Source organism: Sphingobium sp. WCS2017Hpa-17 (assembly GCF_031843765.1).
Classification (GTDB): Bacteria; Pseudomonadota; Alphaproteobacteria; order Sphingomonadales; family Sphingomonadaceae; genus Sphingobium.
Window position 1 is genome coordinate 117,899 of the sequence record NZ_JAVTIV010000010.1, and the last position, 18,644, is coordinate 136,542.

An 18,644-nucleotide genomic window follows, 5' to 3' on the forward strand; every position below is an offset into this window, starting at 1 on the left:
CACCGACCTTGCCTCTTGCCCGGCGCGCATGGCCCACGCTAGGGCTATGCGACCGTGCCGATTGATCCGCCCCTTGCCTCCGACGCCATACCGAATAGCGGGCGCGGGCGACCGCGCGATATCGATGTCGATGACAAGATCATGTCAGCAGCACGATCGATACTGGCACAGGATGGATTTGAAGCCATGAGCTTTAAGGCCATCGCAGCGCTCGCCGGCGTCACTCGCCCCACAATCTACCGCCGCTGGCCGACAAAGGCCCATCTGGCAAACGAGATTGCCAACGGGAGCGGCAAGGAAGTCCCCGATATCGTTGCCGAGCAGGGCCTTGAGCAGCAGATCAGGGCCTTCGTGATCTTGTTGCTTGAGCAATATTCCTCGCCGGAGACGGCCAAGGCGAGCATTGGCCTCATCGTCTCCTACCAGAATGCGCAGGACCTGCGCGATGAGCTCCACACGCCGCTCGAAGACAGAACCCGGGCGCGCCTGACAAGCATCATCGACAAGGGAAAGGCGCTCGGCCTTGTAAGACCGGATGTAGACGCGGACACCCTCTTCGACGTCGCTGTTGGCGCCGTGATGTTTCGTTCCATGTTCAGCTCCCTGTCGGTCCCACCCGACGCGGCCACCAGCATTTCCCAGATCCTGCTGAACGGAATTGCGGCGCGAGAGGGCCGCTCTTCGGGCACTTAACCATCAGGATATTGCTCACCGATCCTCATATGAATGGCGTGGCCATCGATAACGAGGGAAAGTTGCCAGGCCGCATGCCACAGAGCGTCTGTCGATCGTCCTGATTCCACGGACAGGCTTGCCTTTCCGCTCTCAATGTCCATCACACATTCCACGCGATCATGAGGGATGTCCCAGCCTCGCAATCCCATGAGATTTCCAGCGCGCGCAAGGTTGCGGCGCGCGGAGCGGTGAGTTGGGAGGCTTGCAGGATTACCCAGAGGTACGAGCGCGCACAGCAGAATGGATTTACCCGATACGAGACCGATCCGCGCAGCATTGCAATCTTCAACGATTCCAGGCGGCACATCGTCATAGGGTGATATGATCCAGTGGATGAGACGAACGGTTCCGGCATAAGGCATGAAGGCATCCACTCTTATGCCCACACCTGGATGATCGGCGGTCGCGGCAATGAGCGTTCCTGGCGGAAAGTCAGCCGGAGTTCGGCTTGGCCAGTTCGGTGAGAGCGCTGCAAGCTGCTCGATTAGCGGTGTTTCGATCGTCACGACCTCATCCTTTGCACCTGGACATCCTGCGTTGGCAGAATCCATACCCCATGACGGCATTCGCTACGTCATTCTCACCCAGATCGTGATTGCTTGATAGCTATGCGTATTCTATCCATTCACAAAATACGCCAATGACAAGTTCCGCTCATCAAGCTCGATGGAGCAATGGCAGGCAGAGGCGACGAAATCAGGAGAGGCCAATGCGTGCTTTGCTATCCGAAAGGCCCGGCGGCCCGGATCAGCTGATCATCGGAGAACTGGTGGATCCCATCGCCAGACCTGGCGAAATCATCGTGGCCGTCCAGGCCTGTGCGCTCAATTATCCTGACCTTCTGATCATTGAAGATCGATATCAGATCAAACCCCAACGCCCCTTCGCACCGGGTGGTGAGGTCGCCGGCATCGTCGATAGTGTCGGATTTGGCGTAAGCCATATCAAGGCGGGTCAACGAGTGGTAGCCTTTGCAGGTCATGGCGGCCTTGCAGAGAAGGTCGCTATCGATGCTCGATGCGTATATCCGCTGAGCGACAGACAGTCATTCGAAGATGGCGCAGCCCTGCTCTTTGCCTATGGCACTGCCTATTACGGGCTTCATGATCGCGGCGGAATACAGCCCGGAGAAAAGCTTCTCATTCTTGGTGCGGCAGGAGGGGTCGGGCTCGCTGCGATCGAGATCGGCAAAGCTGCAGGCGCCATTGTCATCGCCGCAGTATCCACACCGCAGAAAGCTGCGGTCGCCTCCAGCGCCGGCGCTGACGATGTCATCGTCTATGGTGACGAAATCAGCGACGCTGAAATGGGCAGGACGCTCTCCAGTCTGTTCAAGGATGGCAGTCGGGGAACCGGCTATGACCTCATCTTCGACCCTGTGGGTGGGCGCTATGCCGAACCGGCGCTGCGGGCTATCTCATGGGGAGGTCGATATCTCATCATAGGCTTCCCCGCAGGCATCGCGAACTTGCCAATGAACCTGCCGCTCCTCAAGGGCTGCGACGTAAAGGGCGTGTTCTGGGGCGCCTTCGCGCAACGCGAGCCCGAAAATTGTGCAAGGGGCGTCTCCCATCTGATGGCGCTGTGGGACGAAGGGCTCATCCATCCGCGCGCGCAATTTGTCTATCCCCTCGAGCAAGGCGCTTTGGCCGTTGCGCGATTGTCTGACCGGGCGAACGTCGGAAAAATCGTGGTATCAATGTCGCCGGATCGCGAAACCTCGACTGGCTCAGGCGGGCAACATGCGGACTGACCTGCTTCTTTCAACCATGCCGATGAGGCGACAGGAGCGGTGGGGTTCCCACAATACCGTTCTCTACAATCTTGGCGTAGGCATCGGTCTCCTCGCTTCCCAGCGAAGCACCCTTCTGCCCTATGTCCTTGAAGAGAAAGTCCACAGCTTTCCCACTATGGCGACGGTCATGGGGCGAGACATGAGTCTGTGGGAACAGCCAGACCTCGGCTTTGATTTCTCGCAGATCGTTCATGGCGAGGAAATCCTGGAGGTGATGGCCCCGGTTCCGCCTGATGGAGAAATCTCGATCACCGAATGGGTGGATGACATATCCGACCGGGGTGCCGGCAAGCCCGCCACCGCTTCGACAGTGAGAGAAATCCGATCATCGCAGGATAACCAACTTTTCGCTCGTTGCCGTTCCATTCTTGTTATTCGAGGCGCTGGCGGCTTTGGCGGCCCCAAGCCGCCTCCTGCCGATATCATTGCCATTCCCGACCGGATACCAGATGGGAGTCTGAGCGCCTTGATTTCGATTGATCAGGCGCTGCTCTACCGCCTCTCCGGAGATCGCAATCTGCTGCATGTCGAACCGGATCACGCAGCTGCAGCGGGCTTCCCCAAGCCGATTTTGATGGGATTATGCAGCTTTGGCATCGCGGTCCGGATGCTTTCGCTCGAGGCCGGCCTGTTCGAGCCTGATAGATTGGCAGGCATGCGCACAAGATTCACGGGAGCCGTCTTTCCAGGAGACATGCTTCAGGTCGATTATTGGCACGAGAGCAGATCGGAGATCCGGTTTCGGGCGTACGCACAAGGGCGCCCTGCCCCACTGCTGGATGGGGGACAGATCAAGCTTAGATGACAGCCGGCTTTTCTGGCTTTCGCTTGGGATCGGGCGGAAGGACGATGGAAAGCCTTGGACGTGCAAATGGCGACTGAATGATCGAATTTTTGCTTCCAGCATGCCGGCCAACAGGCGGCATCCCGCATCTACGCAAATCAATAACAATGGCCCGCGTGCAAAATCATCTGCATAGCGATATATGCCACAGGCTACGCGCATTGCCGAAGATTCTGCGAGATGGAATCACGCAGGGTGAAAGCGCCACCTCGGGCATGATACAGATAATGGGGAGGATCGGGATATGAGTTCAACGAGGAAGGACCAACGGATTCGGCCCGAGGACATCTATCACGCCTCCGGCATTGGCCTTGAACGCACTTTGGAAATTGCCGCCCGGGTCGAGGCGTTTGTACGCACTGTCGTCGCCGGATATGAAAAAGATGCCCGCCGCGACGAGCATGGGGGGCCATCAGAGGCGCTTGTGAGCGAGCTACGCGATGAGGCTCGTCGCGCCGGAGTGCTGACCCCGCACATCATGCCGAACGGACAGCATCTTTCACAACGCGAAACCGCCATTGTGCTGCGGCAATCCGGCTTGTCGCCTCTCGGTCCGCTCGCCTGCAACACGGCGGCGCCTGACGAAGGCAATATGTATCTCCTCTCCAAAGTGGGCAACCGCGACATCAAAGCCCGCTTTTTGAAACCCATGGTGGATGGCACCAAGCGGTCTGCATTCTTCATGACTGAGCCAGCATCGGAAAATGGTGCGGGGTCCGACCCGTCGATGATGCAGACCACTTGTCAGCAGGACGGCAATCACTGGGTCATCAACGGCCGCAAGGCCTTCATCACCGGGGCGCACGGGGCGGGCATCGGCATCGTCATGGCCAAGTCTTCGGACGGGGCCTGCATGTTCCTTGTGGACCTGCCCGATCCGGCGATCCGCATCGACCATGTGCCCAACACGATCGACAATTCCATGCCGGGCGGCCATGCGGTGCTGACCATCGACAATCTGCGTGTGCCGGCCGACCAGATGCTGGGCAATAGCGGCGAGGGGTTCCAATATGCGCAGGTGCGGCTGTCCCCTGCCCGCCTGTCCCACTGCATGCGCTGGCTGGGCGCGTGCATCCGGGCGAACGAGATCGCGACCGACTATGCCAATCGCCGCATGGCCTTTGGCAAGCCGCTGGTGGATCATGAGGGCGTCGGCTTCATGCTGGCGGAAAACCTGATCGACCTCAAACAGGCGGAGCTGATGATCGACTGGTGCGCCGATGTGCTGGACGCCGGGCATCTGGGTACTGCGGAAAGCTCCATGGCGAAGGTTGCCGTCAGCGAGGCGCTGATGCGGATCGCCGACCGCTGCGTGCAGGTGATGGGTGGCAGCGGCGTGACCGACGATACGATCGTGGAGCAGGTGTTCCGTGAAATCCGCGCCTTCCGCATCTATGATGGCCCGACCGAAGTCCATAAGTGGTCGCTCGCCAAGAAGATCAAGCGCGACTGGAAGAAGGCGCAGGGTCAGTGAGCGGCGCAGCCGGAGCGGACGCCAATGCCGGTACCACGGCGGTGCGCGAGGCCTATCGCTTCGACGAGGCTGCGCTCGCCGCCTGGATGGAGGCGCATGTCGAGGGCTATGCCGGGCCGCTGACCGTCGAGCAGTTCAAGGGCGGACAGTCCAACCCGACCTACAAGCTGATGACGCCGGGGCGTAACTATGTGCTGCGGCGCAAGCCGCCGGGCGAGACGCTGAAAGGCGCACATGCTGTGGACCGCGAGGCGCGGGTGCTGTCTGCGCTGGGCGGCGTCGGCTTCCCGGTCGCGCATGTCTTTGGCCTGTGCACTGACGAGAGCGTCATCGGCAGCATATTCTATGTCATGGACATGGTGGAGGGGCGCATCTTCTGGGACGCCACCTTCCCCGACGTGCCAGCGGCGGAACGCCTGGCCTATTTCGATGCGATGAACGACACGATCGCGCGGTTGCACGGCATCGATTATGCCGCGCTGGGGCTCACCGATTATGGCAAGCCCGGCAATTATTTCGAGCGCCAGATCGGCCGCTGGTCGAAGCAATATCTGGACGATACGGACGCAGGGCGCGATGCCGACATGGACGCGCTGGTCGAATGGCTGCCGCAGAATATCCCGGCGGGCGACGAGAGCAGCATCGTCCATGGCGATTTCCGCTGCGACAACATGATCTTCCACCCGACCGAGCCACGCGTGCTGGCGGTGCTGGACTGGGAGCTGTCGACGCTGGGCCATCCGCTGGCTGACTTTGCCTATCATGCGATGATGTACCAGATGCCGCCGAGCATCGTGGCGGGGCTGGGCGGCGCCGACATCGCGGGGCTGAACATCCCGTCGGAGGCGGACTATGTCGCGGCCTATTGCGCACGGACCGGGCGGGACGGGATCGCCAACTGGGACTTTTACGTCGCTTTCAACTTCTTCCGACTGGCAGCGATCTTCCACGGCATCAAGGGACGCGTGATCCGGGGCAACGCCGCCAATGCGCACGCGCGCGAACGGGCCGAAGCCTTTCCATTACTGTCTGATCTGGCACGGCGGGCCATGGAACGCTGCCAAAAGCTGTACGGGTAATGATACCGCAAATGTGCCTTTGGCTGCAGATGTGGCTGGCAATTGCCGGTGTATGATGGCGCGAACTGAACATCATCATGGCGCAGTCGAGCCTGCAGCGCTGGGCCTTGATTTGAGCGGCCGCCCCCTTCCGATCTATGCAACAGCTGCCCACGATCCCATGGGCCATGCCCCAAAGCGCAAGCCAGGGTCGATACGGCGCACCATGTCGATTGACGTGGACTGGCCACTTCACGCCCCTGAGAATGGACGTTTCGAAGGGCGTGCCCGCGATTTGGCTACGCCGGCTGACGGCAGTCTCCCACGGATTATCGCCAGCGACAGCATTCAGGGCAATTTTGGTTCACACAGAACTATCGCGGACATCCGGTCAGGTCCGACCGGCCTGGACGTGGCCGCCCTTGCGGGGCAGAAGGCCGGATCGAGCTTGCGCGCTGCCATCGACGGCCTGTTTGGAGACGCGAGTCATGAGGCTCCGCTCTATCTGCTTCTCGACGATCTTGCCGGCGCGAGCCTCGTGAGCAAATGGTGCTGGGCGCGATATCATGCGATCCCCGATCCTCATGCGGGCATACCGGCCGACGATTTTGGCGGGATGGCCGGCGTCTGCATTGGCTTTCGACCAGGCTCGAGCGCATTTGTCCGAGCGATCGGTGACGGCAAGCCAAAGCTTGCCTGCGTATTGCCGCTGATTGATCCGGTCGATCCGGTCGGCTGGCACGATTTCCCCGAGCATGGAACCAACATCCATTTCCGCCGTGCCCGCCTTATCGACGTCTGGATGGAGGGCGATCAGATTTGCGTGCAATCGCTGTTCCAGGACTCCGCCAACCTTCCCGGAACCGCATTGCGCGAAGCCCTTCATGAATATCGGCTGGAAGCTACAGCCGACAGGCAATCGGGAAGGCTCATGTCACTCGAGGCGACCGCCGGCACGCTGCCGCACCCCGAATGCCAGTCGGCTACCGCTAATATCGAGGTGCTTCTTGGCACCCCGATGCAGCATTTACGCTCAGCCGTGCTCGAATGGCTGAAGCGTACTGCGGGGTGCACCCATCTCAATGACATGATCCGGGCACTTGGAGAGGTACCGTTGCTCGCCGAAAATCTGGATCGATGATGCAAAGCTCGACCTGCCTCGGGAGATGAGCATATGACAACGGGTCAGTTGCAGGATCTCCTGATTGCACGGCTTGTGCGTGACCATGGCGGCACCCGTCAAAAATGGCGCAAACTCATCGGCAATGTTCATCTATATGACAGAAAAACGCATCCGCACTGCAATTGGGCCATCAATTGCCTTGGATCGCGTAGCGAAGTCGAAGCCATCGAAGGACTGATAGACGATATTAGGAACAAGCATCCGCTCGTCTCCCCGGAGCGGTAAGCCCGACCTGGATCGATGGCTCTTGCGCGCGCCACCCATCGCGCGTCGCTTCGATGTTGAATGCGCTTTGGTCGACCAGAGCCTGGCTGCACCAGCAATCGCCTGCCTATCTAAGCCCTCCTCTGGTGCCATATAGGTTTGGACGATGCGCCGGTTCGCTGCCGATAGATTGTGAAAGCAAAAGCGCCACGATATTTACGATACAATATGCATTGCAATTGCTTGGCGGAGGTCCCACATTCCTCGCGCACGTGGAGGCGAAGATCGCTGCGCGGCAAGAAGCGGAGAGGACAAATGACGGACGCGCAAGGGGCCTTGGACGAGGCGCGGTATCTCATGGGAAACGCCGAACCTGCGGTGAGCAGTATTCTGGTCAGCTCTTCCCCCTATCTCAACAATCCAAGGTTTCGAGACGTATATGCCCAGATGGGGCTCAAGCGCGACGGTCATGATTTGCCCTCAGCCTATCTTATTCCCGAGGTGCAGCGCGCCTTTGATGAGGTAACACCTGCGGGGCTGCTGGATGAACTCCTGGAAGAGGCACGCGGACGACTACCCGAATTTGCTGATTGGCTTGACCGCCGTTTCGTCTCTCGGTTTGCTGCCAAGGACCTGGCGAGACACGCGCCTGGCACGCTTGGAGCCGAATTGCGACGGTTCATTACCGAGAGCGGAATGGAGGTCGATTTCATGTTTCGGGCCGAGGCCAGATCCGATCTTGAATATCTGAACAAGAGGCGGGTCCAGGTCCACGACATTGAGCATATGGTGACAGGCTTTGATCCAAGCCCGGTCGGAGAGATTGCTCTCATCGTAGCCAATATCGAGGCAAATGATCGCTACTTCGGCTCTGGTCTGGCTGCAGAGCTGAACCGGTTCGGTACTTTCCTTGTCTCCACAAGCCTCATGCGGGCTGGGCTACACTATCCGAACATTCTCCATGCCTATTTTGAGGGCATTGCACTCGGCCGATCGCTGGGACGACGCCAAACCCGGCCGCTCTTCATGATACAGTGGGAGGAGTTTCTCGACTGGTCGCTCACCGATATCCGCAGCCATTTCGGTTTTGACGAGGCGCCTGCTCCGGATCACTGGGCCTGGACATATAAAAACGCGTCAGGGTGATCTAAGGCAATGAGAGGCGGTGGACATTGCGAAGACATCGGTGTTTGGCGTCCATGCGGCTTTCGCTGGCGTACATTTGCCAGTACAGTCCTCGCATCGCAACGAGACTGGGTTGTTCTGAGGTTTTGAGATCAGGCTTCCGGGCTCATCTCACCATCACCAGCCGAGCGCATCAATGTCCGTCAGCCTTTTTATTACCTTCCTGAAACGACGGCTTCGAGAGAACCCCTCCGATGTGAAGCCAGAAAAAGCCCATCCCGACGAGGTCTTGAAACTGCTTTGGCCGCTCCTCACCCCCTATCAGGGGAAGAAGGGCGAGCGCATCCGTGCCTTGCGGTACGATCCCGCGAGCGAAGCTGAGGTTGATGGCGCTTTCGAAAAATGGGCGCAGTCCTCGGCGCCGCGACCAACAGCGATGGCGCCGCTTGCGCAGCGCGTGTTTCTTGAAAGGCTACGCCAAGCCATTATCGCTATTGAGGCAAATGCTGCTGCGGGTGAGACCCTTTTGATTCCACCAAGGAGTCTAAGTCCGCACGACCGCCACGTCGCAGCTGCACTCTTATGGCTGCACGAGATGGAACTACCCTACCCAGTCGAAATCGCCTCGGTGCACTGACCGTCGGCGCGCCTGTGCATAGGCGAAGAGATCAGCCACTATTCCAGCGGATCCTGCCCTCGCAAAGCTATCAAGCCAGCCACCGACGAGCTTAGTCCGCGTTCTCGAGACTGCTACAGTGAGAAGGTCGGCTAAGGCTGGCAAAATAGAATGCGGCCGGAGGAGGTGGCCGTTCATGTCGGCAAAATCCACCCGGCTGCCCGTTGGATCAGCCCCTGTAAGGATGCGGTAGTTAGCTCTCCTCGCTTCCCATGCCCTCGAACGGGACTGCGTGCTTGTCGCCTCCGCGCCGAAGCTCGGGAATATAAGGCGCGCGGAAGTTCACATTATGTCGGCGGTCGTCTGGTGACCGCGGAAACAGCCTGCCCGTATATTCCTGGACGACTTCAAAGCCGAGCATGCGACGCTCATCCTGCGTAAGCCGCTCGTAAACGTCATCCATGATCGAGGCAGCATAGTCGTCCTGCGGCCGGATGAAATGCAGACAGTAGCCGTTCAGCAGCGAAAGGCGGGTCTTGTCCGAGGTGGAACGGCCCTGAAAGTGCCATACCCGGCTCTCAAAGATTATCGCAGAGCCCGCTTTGCATGTCATCGGCACGCTCGCTGCGCTTTCGATGCTGCGAGCCTTGCCGGTCGCCTCGTCGATATCGAACCGTGGGGCGGGCCATCGATGGCTTCCCGGAACCATTTCCGTGACGCCCATGCCCAGTTCGAAATCACTGAGCGCGATCATGGCATGGAAATAGACGGGCACCGGAGTCTCGAATGGAACCGCGATCTGGTCTGAGTGCATGATCTGCCCTCCGGACCCATTGCGAACGACCAACCCGGTCGACTGCGCAAGATAGAAGGGAATGTTTCCCAGAATATGTCGCCCATAATCAAGCACGACAGGGTGCATCAGAGCGTCGATGAACACCTGCCCCTTGTTGGGAAGAGCAAGGACCGCCTGCCACGCGGGCACAGAAGGAGGACAGCCAATTTGCCTGTCGCCGATGATATCCCGATCAGCCAGTCGATAGGTTGCGACGCCTTCTTCACATTCCAGTTCAGACTGCTCGACCAGCCTATCCTTCAACGCCGCGACTTGGTCGAGGGACAGGAGGTCGGCGTGGATCGCATAGCCGAATTCGTCAAGGTTTCGCTTGTTGATTTCAACATCTGAGCTGGGCTGCGGCAGGCGATCTGAATCCACGATGGGATTCATTCGAGTGGCCACGATCCGTCTCCTGCGATGGAAATTTTATTTCGGAATAACTCTATCAAAATTGTGATGGTAGGCAATATGGAATGATGCCGGCCGACCGTCACGAGGTGGCAGTACCCAGAATGCGACCGCCGATCGGTCGTCCCTGAGGTTATAAATGCGTACCCTTGGGCAAGTCATTTGCGTCAGGGGAGCACCCCAGAGAGATTGCCGTACCGCTCCGCCTGCTAGAGGTTAATTTTTCATCACTGCAGGATTTCGGGCAGGAGCATATGCATCCTTTGACGTCCGCCCGGATCAGGCCGAGTTCTCCTTGCCTCCAACGGTCCAATCAATGTTGCACGCCGGAAATGCGATTGGCAGTACGGGCAAGGGTAACCGCGATTAGAAAGCCGACTGTTCCCAACAGGGCAATATAGAGGGTCACTGCCTGCCAGCCTCCCCAGATCCATACATGCCCTCCGAACCAGCTGATGATCCCGGACCCACTATAGAAGGCAAAGAGATAGAGCGAAGCCGCCTGTGCCTTGCTTCCGTGCGCACCCATCGTGATCAGGACGCTTGCCGAACCATGAGCGGTGAAGAAGCCGACCGTTAAAACAGCCAGACCAAGCGCGATCGGAGTGAGTGCATCCAGGATCATCAGGCCGACACCCAGAAGAATGAGACAAAAGCCAGCATTGAGAACCAGTATTTTTCCGAATCTTTCTGCGATGCGACTTGCAATGATCGTGGTCGGTGATCCCAACAGATAGGTGACGAAGACCAGGCTGGCGAGCGTGACCGAAAGATGAAAAGGCGTTGCAACAAGGCGATAGCCAAGCAGGTTCGACACCGTAACCAGAATGCCAGACAGCAGCGCGCCCTCGGCTAGCAACAACATGGTCCGGCGGCTTTTAAGATGTGAGAGATAGCCGCCTTTCTGCGCCTGCTCCCGCCGCGCCACTGGTACGAAAACGCGTGAGCGCGGCAGCAGGCAACCCATGACAAGCGCGCCCAAGATACCAAGGCTGCCGGTTATGGCGAGCGCGAGGTGCCAGGAGAAATGGTCAGCAAGTATGCCGTTCATGAGGCGCGCGGCGACCCCGCCTAAGGCGTTTCCGCCTATGTAGAGGCTCATTGTTGCGCCAAGTGCCGCTGGTTCGATCTCTTCGGCGAGATAGGTCATGGCGATTGCCGGCAGTCCGCCGAGTGTCAGCCCCAGCAGCGCTCGTGTGGCGAGAAAGCCCCACCAATCGTTCATAATAGCGCCCGCCAGGACCAAAAGCGAAGAAAGCAGCACAGATACCAGCATGACCGGCTTGCGCCCAAACCGATCGGCAAGAGGTGCGGCCAGCAACAACGAGGGGGCGAGGGCGGCTGTCGTCAACGAAAGGCAAAGGGCTGACTGATCCGCCCCGACGCCAAAGACGCGAGAGAATTCGGGCATCAGGGGCTGAACGCAGTAAAGAAGATTGAAGGTTGATAGGCCGCCAAGAAGCAAGCTGAACGAGGCGCGACGATAGGTTGCCGTGCCACGCCTGATGAAATTGGGCACATCCCCGGGCATAGTCGCAACGGGCGTGCCGGATTGCTGATGTCGAGCCTCGGCCTGCATCTTTTGCGCCTCGGGAGCTATCGATGGGAGCGGCCGGCTCAGGTCGATTTTCCGTACAGCCGTTCAAGCCAGAGCGGCCCCTGCGCCAGAATGCCACCGTCCAGGACCCAATCGCTTCCCGTGGCGAAGCGACATTTCTCGCTGGCCAGAAAAGTCATGGCCGCGGCCACATCGGACGGCTGCCCGGCTTCCGGCCAAGGCTGCAGCGCGATCAATTGCTCTGCCGAAATTCCGCTGCTTGCAAATCCAGGTATCATGATCGGCCCGGGAGACACGGTGTTCACGCGGATGCTATAGGGTGCGAGCTCGACAGCCGACATTGCGCTGAGCTGCACAACGGCCGCTTTCGCAGCAGCATAGAGGCTCGGCGAACAACCGCCGGCACGAGCCGCGATCGATCCGGTGGTAAGAATGACACCGCCTTCCCCCTGCGCCTTGAGAAAACGTCCCGCATGGCGGATACCGAGAAATACACTGCGGACAAGGAGAGCGAACGTGAGATCAAAACCTTTCGCGTCGATGTCCAGGATAGGCTCGAGAGCACCGGAGCCGCCGGCATTGTTGACCATGATGTCGAGCCGTCCATATCGTTCCTGTGCCGCCTCGATTATCCGCGCGATGTCGTCTTCCTGTGTGACGTCAGCGCGCACCTCGTGAAGCTGTCCCTCGAGCCGCTCGCGCGCGGCGAGATTGCGGGTCTCGACATTGGCATTGAGGTCTGCCGCGATGACACGCGCTCCTGCCCGAAGAAAACCCAGTGCGATCCCCTGCCCTATGCCGCTCGCGCTGCCGGTTACGATCGCAACTTTGCCTGAAAGCTCTCCAGTCTGCGCATCGCTCATGCATTTGCCTCAGGTCGGCTGACGACGACAAAACAGCGAGCTGAAGTCTCGCCAGCCCTCCAGGCGTGGTTGGTATCGCGCTGCACGACCACATCACCGGGAGCCAGTTCGACTGCACCATCGTCCAGAATAAGGCGCAGACGTCCCTCCAGAAGTACCAGAAAATCAATGGTCCCAGTACGATGGAAACCATCGGCGTCATGCCCGGCTATCCCATGCCGAAGATATTCCGCGAGCAGTTCATCCGCAGGTATCTCGATCATGCGAGCCTGTATCCCGCCTTCAGGAAAATCCAGGTCGCCCAAATTGGCAACTGGCTCATCGCCTAACGGACTTCCAGGGCGGGTTTCCCAGATCAGTCCATGGGCGGCGACCTCTTCATCGATCAGGATGCGCGAGCGCCCCTGAGGGTCGTTAGTGGTGATCACGCGCTTCACATCATGTGCCCTTGGCCCTGCATGACTTCGAGAATCATTGCGCCACCTGAAGCATGACCTTGACCGCATCTGGCCGCCCCTGAGCTGCGAACGCCTCGCCAACCTGATCGAGGGGGAAATGATGGGAAAGCAGACTTCGGCGATCGACCTTGCCTGCCGCCATCAGATCGAGCGCTTCAACAAGCTCCTCTGCAGCATAGCCATTGGAACCCATGATGGTGGGCTCCTTGCGAATGACATTGCTGAAATCGATCGACATCTCGCCTTCGAAGCCGCCGAAGCAGACGATGCGGCCGTTGCGGTTCGCAACCATATTGAGGGCAAGTTGGAGCGGTGCTGGCCCCGGGATATGACGGATATAGCCAGCACAGTCGATGACCACATCGACTTTGGCAGATATGCCGCGAAAATCATCCTCGCGCCCGCAAAGCGTCGCGACGGCTTCGAACAGATCCTGCTCGCGAGGATTGACGACATGGGTTGCGCCAACCGCTTTGGCAGCCTCGAGGCGACGATCATGGATATCGACGGCTATGATCCTGCCTGGCTGGAGCCCTCGCGCCTTGATCGCCTGTATGACGCCGAGACCAATGATGCCGACGCCGAAGACAAGAACATTCTCGCCTGGCGCGATAGCTGCCTTGCGCGCCATCTGTAGACCGTCGGCCAGAGGTTCGGTCGTGGCCGCTTCTTCAAAGCTTACTGCATCCGGGATTCGGACGAGCTGAAAGGGATTCACAGGCACCGTGACGAATTGTGCCATCCCGCCGCCATTCCCAGTCACACCCACGACCCGGTCACCGACCGCCCAATCGGTCACCCCCTGCCCAACACCAGCAATCGTTCCGGCAAACTCGTGCCCCGGAATTTCATAGCCCTCAGGCGTCGATCTCACGAGCCGTTCTCGGTAGCTGTTGTCACGAAACATGTGCAGGTCTGACCCGCAAATCCCGCATGCTGCTACGGCGACCAAAACTTCTCCAGCTGCAGGCTCGGGCGAACTCGCGTCGTGACGCGCATCGATCGCTCCTGGTTTCATGAAATCGGCCGCGAGCATTCTACCTTCCTTACATGCGCGCCTCACAGCTACCTTGAGGCGTTCAATTAATTTATGGTGTAAGCTATATGGGGACAAAGCTCGTGGTCAAGCCTTACCGTATGCCATAAAGAAATAATGGCGATAGCCGGCTCAAAGGTCTCCCTCCCTCGATCGAAGGTCCATTTTTGGAGCTGGCCAGAGGCAACCCCGAAATCAAGCTTGCATCATGTTCTTGAAATGTTCAAATCTGCTATAGCGCTCATACCTCGAGATTCTCCGAGGTGATCAATGCCGGAGAGAAAATGGCTTCGACTATCTATCTGTCGCCCAAGGTTGATATACCAACGGAGCGCCATGTCACCGTCGTCGTTCATCGCGATCATGGCGGATTGGAAAAAGGCTATTTCTTCGACAGTGCCGAAGGTGATTCTGGAGGTTCTGGTTCCTTCGACTGGCTTATGACTGAAGCCATAGAGCGCGCCAGGCGGTTCGCGGATGATGCTGGGATCGAAAAAGTAATCGTGCGAACAGCACGGCTTTGAGAAAACAACTGTAGGCTAGCTGAAGTGGACCCATCCTCGCCATTCGGTGGCGAACGCATGATGCTCAGGTCCAGACCGACCGCTACTCCCCCCGCAATTGCAGTTCAAAACAAGAATACGCATTTCCTTGTTGTTCTACTCTCCCGCTGACACCTGCTTGACGACTTCTGCCACGGTCCCGCGCAGCCAGCGATGCGCCGGATCGTGGCGATAGCGGACATGCCAGGCCATCTCGACCGGGAAGCTGCCCAGATCGACCGGCGCCGGCAATATTCTGAGTCTGGGATCATGCCGCAACCGCCGACAGATTAGGCGCGGCAAGGTCGCGCAATAATCGGTCACGGCGACCATCTCCACAACGGCGAAGAAGTTCGTGACGGAAAGGGCGACCTCGCGCTTCAGCGACTGTTTCGCCAGCGCCTGGAAAAGCCCGGCCCGCAGACGCCCCGGCGGGATGACATTCACATGCTTCAGTCGTTCGAACTGCGCGCGGCTGATCGTATCGCCGATCTCCGGATGGTCGGCCCGCACCACACAATCCAGCCCTTCATCCATCAGATGCTGCACCACCAGATTGTCGGGCGGCTCGACGATCCGGCCCAGTACTATAGCGGTCGTGCCTGACACGGCGCCGGTCTCGACCAGATCATTGCCATAGGGGGTGAGCCGTAGCTTGATGCCAGGCGCCAACTCCGCCAACCGCGCCACGATCGCGGGCACCAGCACGAATTCGACATAGCCATTGGGCGCGATCGTGAAGAGCCGATCGGCGGTGGCGGGATCGAAGCTCTGCTGGCCCAGCACCGCATCGTCCAGCGTCGCCAGCGCGTCGGTGATCGACGGCACCAGATCGAGCGCCACCTGCGTCGGCTGGATGCCGTAGCGCTCGCGCACGAACAGCGGGTCTTTCAGCATCAGCCGCAACCGGGCAAGCGCATTAGACATAGCAGGCTGCGTCATCCCCAGCCGTTCGGCTGCGCGGGTGACGTTCCGCTCCTCCATCAGCGCGACGAAGATCGGCAGCAGATTGAGATCATAGCGCATCAGTTATATTCTCATGCGCATATCTAAAATCCAAGGAATAAACTTCTGCAATGAGTGCGGCTGGCGCATTGAGGGGGCGTCCACAGCGGACACAGGCATTTTTCAAGGAGACTCCCATGAGCAAGGGTAAGATACTGGTGATCGGTTCCAACGCCACGCGGATCGAGGTCCGGGGCAATGGCTGGGGCGCGACCGGGCAATATCTGAATGAAACGGTGGTACCGGCGATGGCGCTGGTCGATGCGGGTTACGATATCGTGCTGGCGACGCCGGACGGCACCAAGCCGACGATCGATGCCGCATCCGACTCCCCGGCCCATTTCGGCGATGACGAAGCGGCCTATGCCAAAGCCCGCGCCTATTTCGACACCGATCCGGCGATGAACGCCGTCCGCACTCTGCGGCAGGTGATCGCCGAGGGGCTGGATGCCTATGCGGCGGTGTTCGTGCCCGGCGGGCAGGCCCCCGCCGTGGACCTGATGCAGAGCGCGGAACTGGGCGAGATCCTGAGCCACTTTCATGCGACGGCCAAGCCCACCGCGCTGCTGTGCCACGGCCCGATCGCACTGGCCGCCGCCATGAGCGATCCGCGCGCCTTCCGCGCCGCGATGATCGCCGACGATCCGGCGAAGGCCAGTGAGTGGGCATCGGACTGGCTCTACAGGGGCTATCGGATGACCGTCTTTTCGGCGAGCGAGGAGAAGGTGGTCGAGGACCATATCCTGCATGCGAAGATGTATTTCGACATGCCGAGCGCGCTGACGGCCGCCGGCGGCGAGGTCGTCACCACGGCCGTTGATTTCGCCCCCCATGTCATTGTCGACCGCGAACTGATTACCGGGCAGAACCCTCATTCGGATCATCCGCTCGCTGCCCGGCTGATCGAAGCGCTCGACCGGGCATGAACACCAGAAAGACCGGCGGGGCGCTACGCCAGCGTTCCGCCCCCATCGCAAGGACCACCGCCATGCCTGCCCCCTTGAAGATCGTCGCCATCCTGACCGCCCGACCGGGCAAGGCAGAGGCGCTGCGGGCACTGCTCGATGCGATGCTGGCGCCCAGCCGTGCCGAGCCGGGCAATCTGCGCTACGATCTGTGGCGGGATCAGGCGGAGCCCACGCGCTTCGTCCTCGACGAACTCTATGTCGACGATGCGGCGATCGCCGCGCACCGCGCGAGCCCGCATTTCCAGACCTATCTCGCCACCATCAGCGACCTCGCGGAGCGCAGCGCCTTCGTGCTCGACGCCATCGCCTGAACGAAAGGAAACACCCCATGTCCCTCACATCGATCCTGCCCGGCACGCTCGGCTTCGGCGCCGCGCCGCTCGGCAACATGTTCCGCGCCATCCCAGAGGAAGAGGCGATCGCCACCGTCGAGGCCGCCTGGAACGACGGCATCCGCTATTATGACAACGCCCCCTTCTATGGCGCGGGCCTCGCGGAACTGCGCATGGGCGAGGCGTTGGCCGGCAAGCCGCGCGGCGACTATGTCATCAGCACCAAGGTGGGCCGCGTCATCTTGGACGAGGTAGAGGATGTCAGCGCCCGTGACCAGGGCGAAAAGGCCGGCGTCTTTGCCCATGGCCGCGCCAACCGCATCGTCAACGACTATTCTCATGACGCTACGCTGCGTTCGATCGAGGACAGCCTGAAGCGGCTGCGCACCGACCATGTCGAGATCGTCTTCGTCCACGACCTGGCCCGCGATTTCTGGGGCGACGAATGGATCGCCCGTTTCGAACAGGCCCGCACTGGCGCCTTCCGCGCGCTCGATCGTCTTCGCGATGAGGGCGTGATCAAGGCTTGGGGTCTGGGCGTGAACCTGACCGAACCGATCGAGACCCTGCTCGACCTGAAGGAACCGCGCCCCAACGGCTTCCTGCTCGCCGGGCGCTATACGCTGCTCGACCATGATCGCGCCCTGCAGCGGGTGATGCCGGCGCTCGCCGAACGCGGCCTCGATATCATTGTCGGCGGCCCCTACAGTTCCGGTGCGCTCGTGGGCGGGCCGAACTTTGAATATGCGCCGGCCACCCCGGCCGTCCTGGACAAGGTGGCGCGGATCAAGGCGATCGCTGACCGGCATGGCGTCAGCATGAAGGCCGCCGGCCTGCAATTCTCGCTCGCCAACCCAGCCGTCGCCGCCGTCATCCCCGGTGCCAGCCGCCCCGGCCGCATCGCCGAAGACCGGGCCGCGCTGGAAGAGGTCGTCCCCGTCGACTTCTGGGCCGATCTGCGCTCGGCGGGCCACGTCAATCCGGCCGCGCCGCTGCCCGGCCTCGATTGAAACCGCCAGCCCGACAGGAGATTGTGCCATGAACTATGTCGTCTGGGCCCTGATCGGCATGGCCGGCTATTCGAGCACGACGCTCTTTGTAAAGCTCGCCACCCGCGATCACAGCCTGTCGGGCTTTCGCGTCCTGGCCTTGTCCGTCGGGATCGTGTTCCTCTCGGTCTGGGCGACGACCCTGGTGACGGGCGGCGGGCATGTAGCGGCTTGGCGCGGTTTACGCGGCGCCAATATCGGTTGGACCGTCGCGGCGGGCGTCTCGCTGGCGATCGCCGTCAGTTCGCTGTTCCGGGCGCTGGCCATGGGGCCGGCTAGCGTCGTCGTGCCGATCTATGGCATGTTTATTGTCGGCGGCGCGCTGCTGGGCGTCTTTTTCCTGGGCGAGCCGCTGCCCTGGACTAAATGCGTCGGCCTCGCGCTCGCCGTTGCAGGAGTTTTCTTGATCGCGCGATAGCGCCGACCTCGGTAGAGTCAGGAAGTGGCGCGGTGTCGTGCGGCGCGCCTGTGGGGCTTGCCAGACGGTCCGTTTCCACTCCCTGCTCATCGAACCGGACGTGCAGATCTCCCGCATCCGGCTCTCGGACAAGAT

At 60.2% G+C, this 18,644-nt stretch carries 22 protein-coding genes; 14 read left to right on the forward strand and 8 right to left on the reverse strand.

Going from position 1 to position 18,644, the window contains the following annotated elements:
- The first annotated feature begins 54 nt into the window (after positions 1–54).
- Positions 55–693: a TetR/AcrR family transcriptional regulator gene (locus tag RQH62_RS15195; RefSeq protein ID WP_311269580.1), complete on the forward strand. Its 639-nt coding sequence runs from the start codon at positions 55–57 to the stop codon at positions 691–693.
- On the opposite strand, the gene RQH62_RS15200 is transcribed toward RQH62_RS15195, so the two are convergent.
- Positions 690–1,241 (reverse strand): hypothetical protein, encoded by a 552-nt coding sequence (locus RQH62_RS15200; RefSeq protein ID WP_311269581.1) that lies wholly within the window; start codon positions 1,239–1,241, stop codon positions 690–692. The genes RQH62_RS15195 and RQH62_RS15200 overlap by 4 nt on opposite strands.
- A gap of 203 nt (positions 1,242–1,444) precedes the next feature.
- Here RQH62_RS15200 and RQH62_RS15205 point away from each other — a divergent pair, with 203 nt between their 5' ends.
- Complete coding sequence (locus RQH62_RS15205; RefSeq protein WP_311269582.1) at positions 1,445–2,488, forward strand: NADPH:quinone oxidoreductase family protein; 1,044 nt, start codon at positions 1,445–1,447, stop codon at positions 2,486–2,488.
- Positions 2,478–3,335, forward strand: coding sequence for a MaoC/PaaZ C-terminal domain-containing protein (locus RQH62_RS15210; RefSeq protein WP_311269583.1), 858 nt, complete (start codon positions 2,478–2,480; stop codon positions 3,333–3,335). The genes RQH62_RS15205 and RQH62_RS15210 overlap by 11 nt, the downstream gene beginning before the upstream one ends.
- Positions 3,336–3,624: 289 nt before the next feature.
- On the opposite strand, the gene RQH62_RS24950 is transcribed toward RQH62_RS15210, so the two are convergent.
- Positions 3,625–3,777 carry a hypothetical protein gene (locus RQH62_RS24950; RefSeq protein ID WP_405053555.1) on the reverse strand — a complete coding sequence of 51 codons (153 nt, stop codon included), beginning with the start codon at positions 3,775–3,777 and terminating at the stop codon, positions 3,625–3,627.
- 21 nt (positions 3,778–3,798) lie between these two features.
- On the opposite strand from RQH62_RS24950, the gene RQH62_RS15215 reads away from it, so the two are divergent.
- From RQH62_RS15215 to RQH62_RS15240, 6 genes are all read left to right on the forward strand, one after another.
- Positions 3,799–4,848 carry an acyl-CoA dehydrogenase family protein gene (locus RQH62_RS15215; RefSeq protein ID WP_405053556.1) on the forward strand — a complete coding sequence of 350 codons (1,050 nt, stop codon included), beginning with the start codon at positions 3,799–3,801 and terminating at the stop codon, positions 4,846–4,848.
- Positions 4,845–5,927, forward strand: coding sequence for a phosphotransferase (locus RQH62_RS15220; RefSeq protein WP_311269585.1), 1,083 nt, complete (start codon positions 4,845–4,847; stop codon positions 5,925–5,927). Before RQH62_RS15215 ends, RQH62_RS15220 begins: the two co-directional genes overlap by 4 nt.
- Before the next feature lie 205 nt (positions 5,928–6,132).
- Entirely contained in the window at positions 6,133–7,047 is a 915-nt protein-coding gene (locus RQH62_RS15225; RefSeq protein WP_311269586.1) for a DUF2889 domain-containing protein, read from the forward strand.
- Between the two features lie 33 nt (positions 7,048–7,080).
- On the forward strand, positions 7,081–7,314 hold the full coding sequence (locus RQH62_RS15230) for a hypothetical protein (RefSeq protein ID WP_311269587.1): 234 nt from the start codon (positions 7,081–7,083) through the stop codon (positions 7,312–7,314).
- A gap of 294 nt (positions 7,315–7,608) precedes the next feature.
- Complete coding sequence (locus RQH62_RS15235; protein WP_311269588.1) at positions 7,609–8,439, forward strand: Coq4 family protein; 831 nt, start codon at positions 7,609–7,611, stop codon at positions 8,437–8,439.
- Positions 8,440–8,614: 175 nt separating this feature from the next.
- The gene (locus tag RQH62_RS15240; protein ID WP_311269589.1) at positions 8,615–9,055 is read left to right on the forward strand and encodes a hypothetical protein; all 441 of its coding nucleotides are present in this window, start codon (positions 8,615–8,617) and stop codon (positions 9,053–9,055) included.
- A gap of 232 nt (positions 9,056–9,287) precedes the next feature.
- Here the strand turns inward: RQH62_RS15240 and RQH62_RS15245 are convergent, their stop codons facing one another.
- From RQH62_RS15245 to RQH62_RS15265, 5 genes are all read right to left on the reverse strand, one after another.
- Positions 9,288–10,262, reverse strand: a complete 975-nt coding sequence (locus RQH62_RS15245) for a phytanoyl-CoA dioxygenase family protein (RefSeq protein ID WP_311269590.1) — start codon at positions 10,260–10,262, stop codon at positions 9,288–9,290.
- A 331-nt stretch (positions 10,263–10,593) separates the two neighbouring features.
- The gene (locus RQH62_RS15250; protein ID WP_311269591.1) at positions 10,594–11,859 is read right to left on the reverse strand and encodes an MFS transporter; all 1,266 of its coding nucleotides are present in this window, start codon (positions 11,857–11,859) and stop codon (positions 10,594–10,596) included.
- Positions 11,860–11,897: 38 nt separating this feature from the next.
- A complete protein-coding gene (locus tag RQH62_RS15255) occupies positions 11,898–12,701 on the reverse strand; it encodes an SDR family oxidoreductase (protein ID WP_311269592.1) in 804 nt (267 codons plus the stop codon).
- Complete coding sequence (locus RQH62_RS15260) at positions 12,698–13,138, reverse strand: hypothetical protein (protein WP_311269593.1); 441 nt, start codon at positions 13,136–13,138, stop codon at positions 12,698–12,700. The genes RQH62_RS15255 and RQH62_RS15260 overlap by 4 nt, the downstream gene beginning before the upstream one ends.
- Before the next feature lie 34 nt (positions 13,139–13,172).
- Entirely contained in the window at positions 13,173–14,195 is a 1,023-nt protein-coding gene (locus RQH62_RS15265) for a zinc-binding dehydrogenase (RefSeq protein WP_311269594.1), read from the reverse strand.
- 284 nt (positions 14,196–14,479) lie between these two features.
- Here RQH62_RS15265 and RQH62_RS15270 point away from each other — a divergent pair, with 284 nt between their 5' ends.
- Entirely contained in the window at positions 14,480–14,719 is a 240-nt protein-coding gene (locus RQH62_RS15270) for a hypothetical protein (protein ID WP_311269595.1), read from the forward strand.
- Between the two features lie 135 nt (positions 14,720–14,854).
- On the opposite strand, the gene RQH62_RS15275 is transcribed toward RQH62_RS15270, so the two are convergent.
- On the reverse strand, positions 14,855–15,763 hold the full coding sequence (locus tag RQH62_RS15275; protein WP_311269596.1) for a LysR family transcriptional regulator: 909 nt from the start codon (positions 15,761–15,763) through the stop codon (positions 14,855–14,857).
- 116 nt (positions 15,764–15,879) lie between these two features.
- On the opposite strand from RQH62_RS15275, the gene RQH62_RS15280 reads away from it, so the two are divergent.
- The 4 genes from RQH62_RS15280 to RQH62_RS15295 all read left to right on the forward strand — a co-directional run bounded on the left by RQH62_RS15280 (position 15,880) and on the right by RQH62_RS15295 (position 18,509).
- The gene (locus RQH62_RS15280) at positions 15,880–16,668 is read left to right on the forward strand and encodes a type 1 glutamine amidotransferase domain-containing protein (protein ID WP_311269597.1); all 789 of its coding nucleotides are present in this window, start codon (positions 15,880–15,882) and stop codon (positions 16,666–16,668) included.
- Positions 16,669–16,730: 62 nt separating this feature from the next.
- The gene (locus RQH62_RS15285; RefSeq protein ID WP_311269598.1) at positions 16,731–17,021 is read left to right on the forward strand and encodes a putative quinol monooxygenase; all 291 of its coding nucleotides are present in this window, start codon (positions 16,731–16,733) and stop codon (positions 17,019–17,021) included.
- Positions 17,022–17,038: 17 nt separating this feature from the next.
- On the forward strand, positions 17,039–18,052 hold the full coding sequence (locus RQH62_RS15290; protein WP_311269599.1) for an aldo/keto reductase: 1,014 nt from the start codon (positions 17,039–17,041) through the stop codon (positions 18,050–18,052).
- Positions 18,053–18,080: 28 nt separating this feature from the next.
- The gene (locus tag RQH62_RS15295; protein ID WP_311269600.1) at positions 18,081–18,509 is read left to right on the forward strand and encodes an EamA family transporter; all 429 of its coding nucleotides are present in this window, start codon (positions 18,081–18,083) and stop codon (positions 18,507–18,509) included.
- The last annotated feature ends 135 nt before the right edge of the window (positions 18,510–18,644 follow it).

Coding starts and splice junctions, on each gene's coding strand:
- RQH62_RS15235 (WP_311269588.1), top strand. CDS start 7,609: ATGACGGACGCGCAAGGGGCCTTGGACGAGGCGCGGTATCTCATGGGA.
- RQH62_RS15225 (WP_311269586.1), top strand. CDS start 6,133: ATGTCGATTGACGTGGACTGGCCACTTCACGCCCCTGAGAATGGACGT.
- RQH62_RS15285 (WP_311269598.1), top strand. CDS start 16,731: ATGCCTGCCCCCTTGAAGATCGTCGCCATCCTGACCGCCCGACCGGGC.
- RQH62_RS15255 (WP_311269592.1), bottom strand. CDS start 12,701: ATGAGCGATGCGCAGACTGGAGAGCTTTCAGGCAAAGTTGCGATCGTA.
- RQH62_RS24950 (WP_405053555.1), bottom strand. CDS start 3,777: ATGCTCGTCGCGGCGGGCATCTTTTTCATATCCGGCGACGACAGTGCG.
- RQH62_RS15290 (WP_311269599.1), top strand. CDS start 17,039: ATGTCCCTCACATCGATCCTGCCCGGCACGCTCGGCTTCGGCGCCGCG.
- RQH62_RS15275 (WP_311269596.1), bottom strand. CDS start 15,763: ATGCGCTATGATCTCAATCTGCTGCCGATCTTCGTCGCGCTGATGGAG.
- RQH62_RS15280 (WP_311269597.1), top strand. CDS start 15,880: ATGAGCAAGGGTAAGATACTGGTGATCGGTTCCAACGCCACGCGGATC.
- RQH62_RS15240 (WP_311269589.1), top strand. CDS start 8,615: ATGTCCGTCAGCCTTTTTATTACCTTCCTGAAACGACGGCTTCGAGAG.
- RQH62_RS15250 (WP_311269591.1), bottom strand. CDS start 11,859: ATGCAGGCCGAGGCTCGACATCAGCAATCCGGCACGCCCGTTGCGACT.
- RQH62_RS15295 (WP_311269600.1), top strand. CDS start 18,081: ATGAACTATGTCGTCTGGGCCCTGATCGGCATGGCCGGCTATTCGAGC.
- RQH62_RS15265 (WP_311269594.1), bottom strand. CDS start 14,195: ATGCTCGCGGCCGATTTCATGAAACCAGGAGCGATCGATGCGCGTCAC.
- RQH62_RS15210 (WP_311269583.1), top strand. CDS start 2,478: ATGCGGACTGACCTGCTTCTTTCAACCATGCCGATGAGGCGACAGGAG.
- RQH62_RS15245 (WP_311269590.1), bottom strand. CDS start 10,262: ATGAATCCCATCGTGGATTCAGATCGCCTGCCGCAGCCCAGCTCAGAT.
- RQH62_RS15205 (WP_311269582.1), top strand. CDS start 1,445: ATGCGTGCTTTGCTATCCGAAAGGCCCGGCGGCCCGGATCAGCTGATC.
- RQH62_RS15270 (WP_311269595.1), top strand. CDS start 14,480: ATGGCTTCGACTATCTATCTGTCGCCCAAGGTTGATATACCAACGGAG.
- RQH62_RS15230 (WP_311269587.1), top strand. CDS start 7,081: ATGACAACGGGTCAGTTGCAGGATCTCCTGATTGCACGGCTTGTGCGT.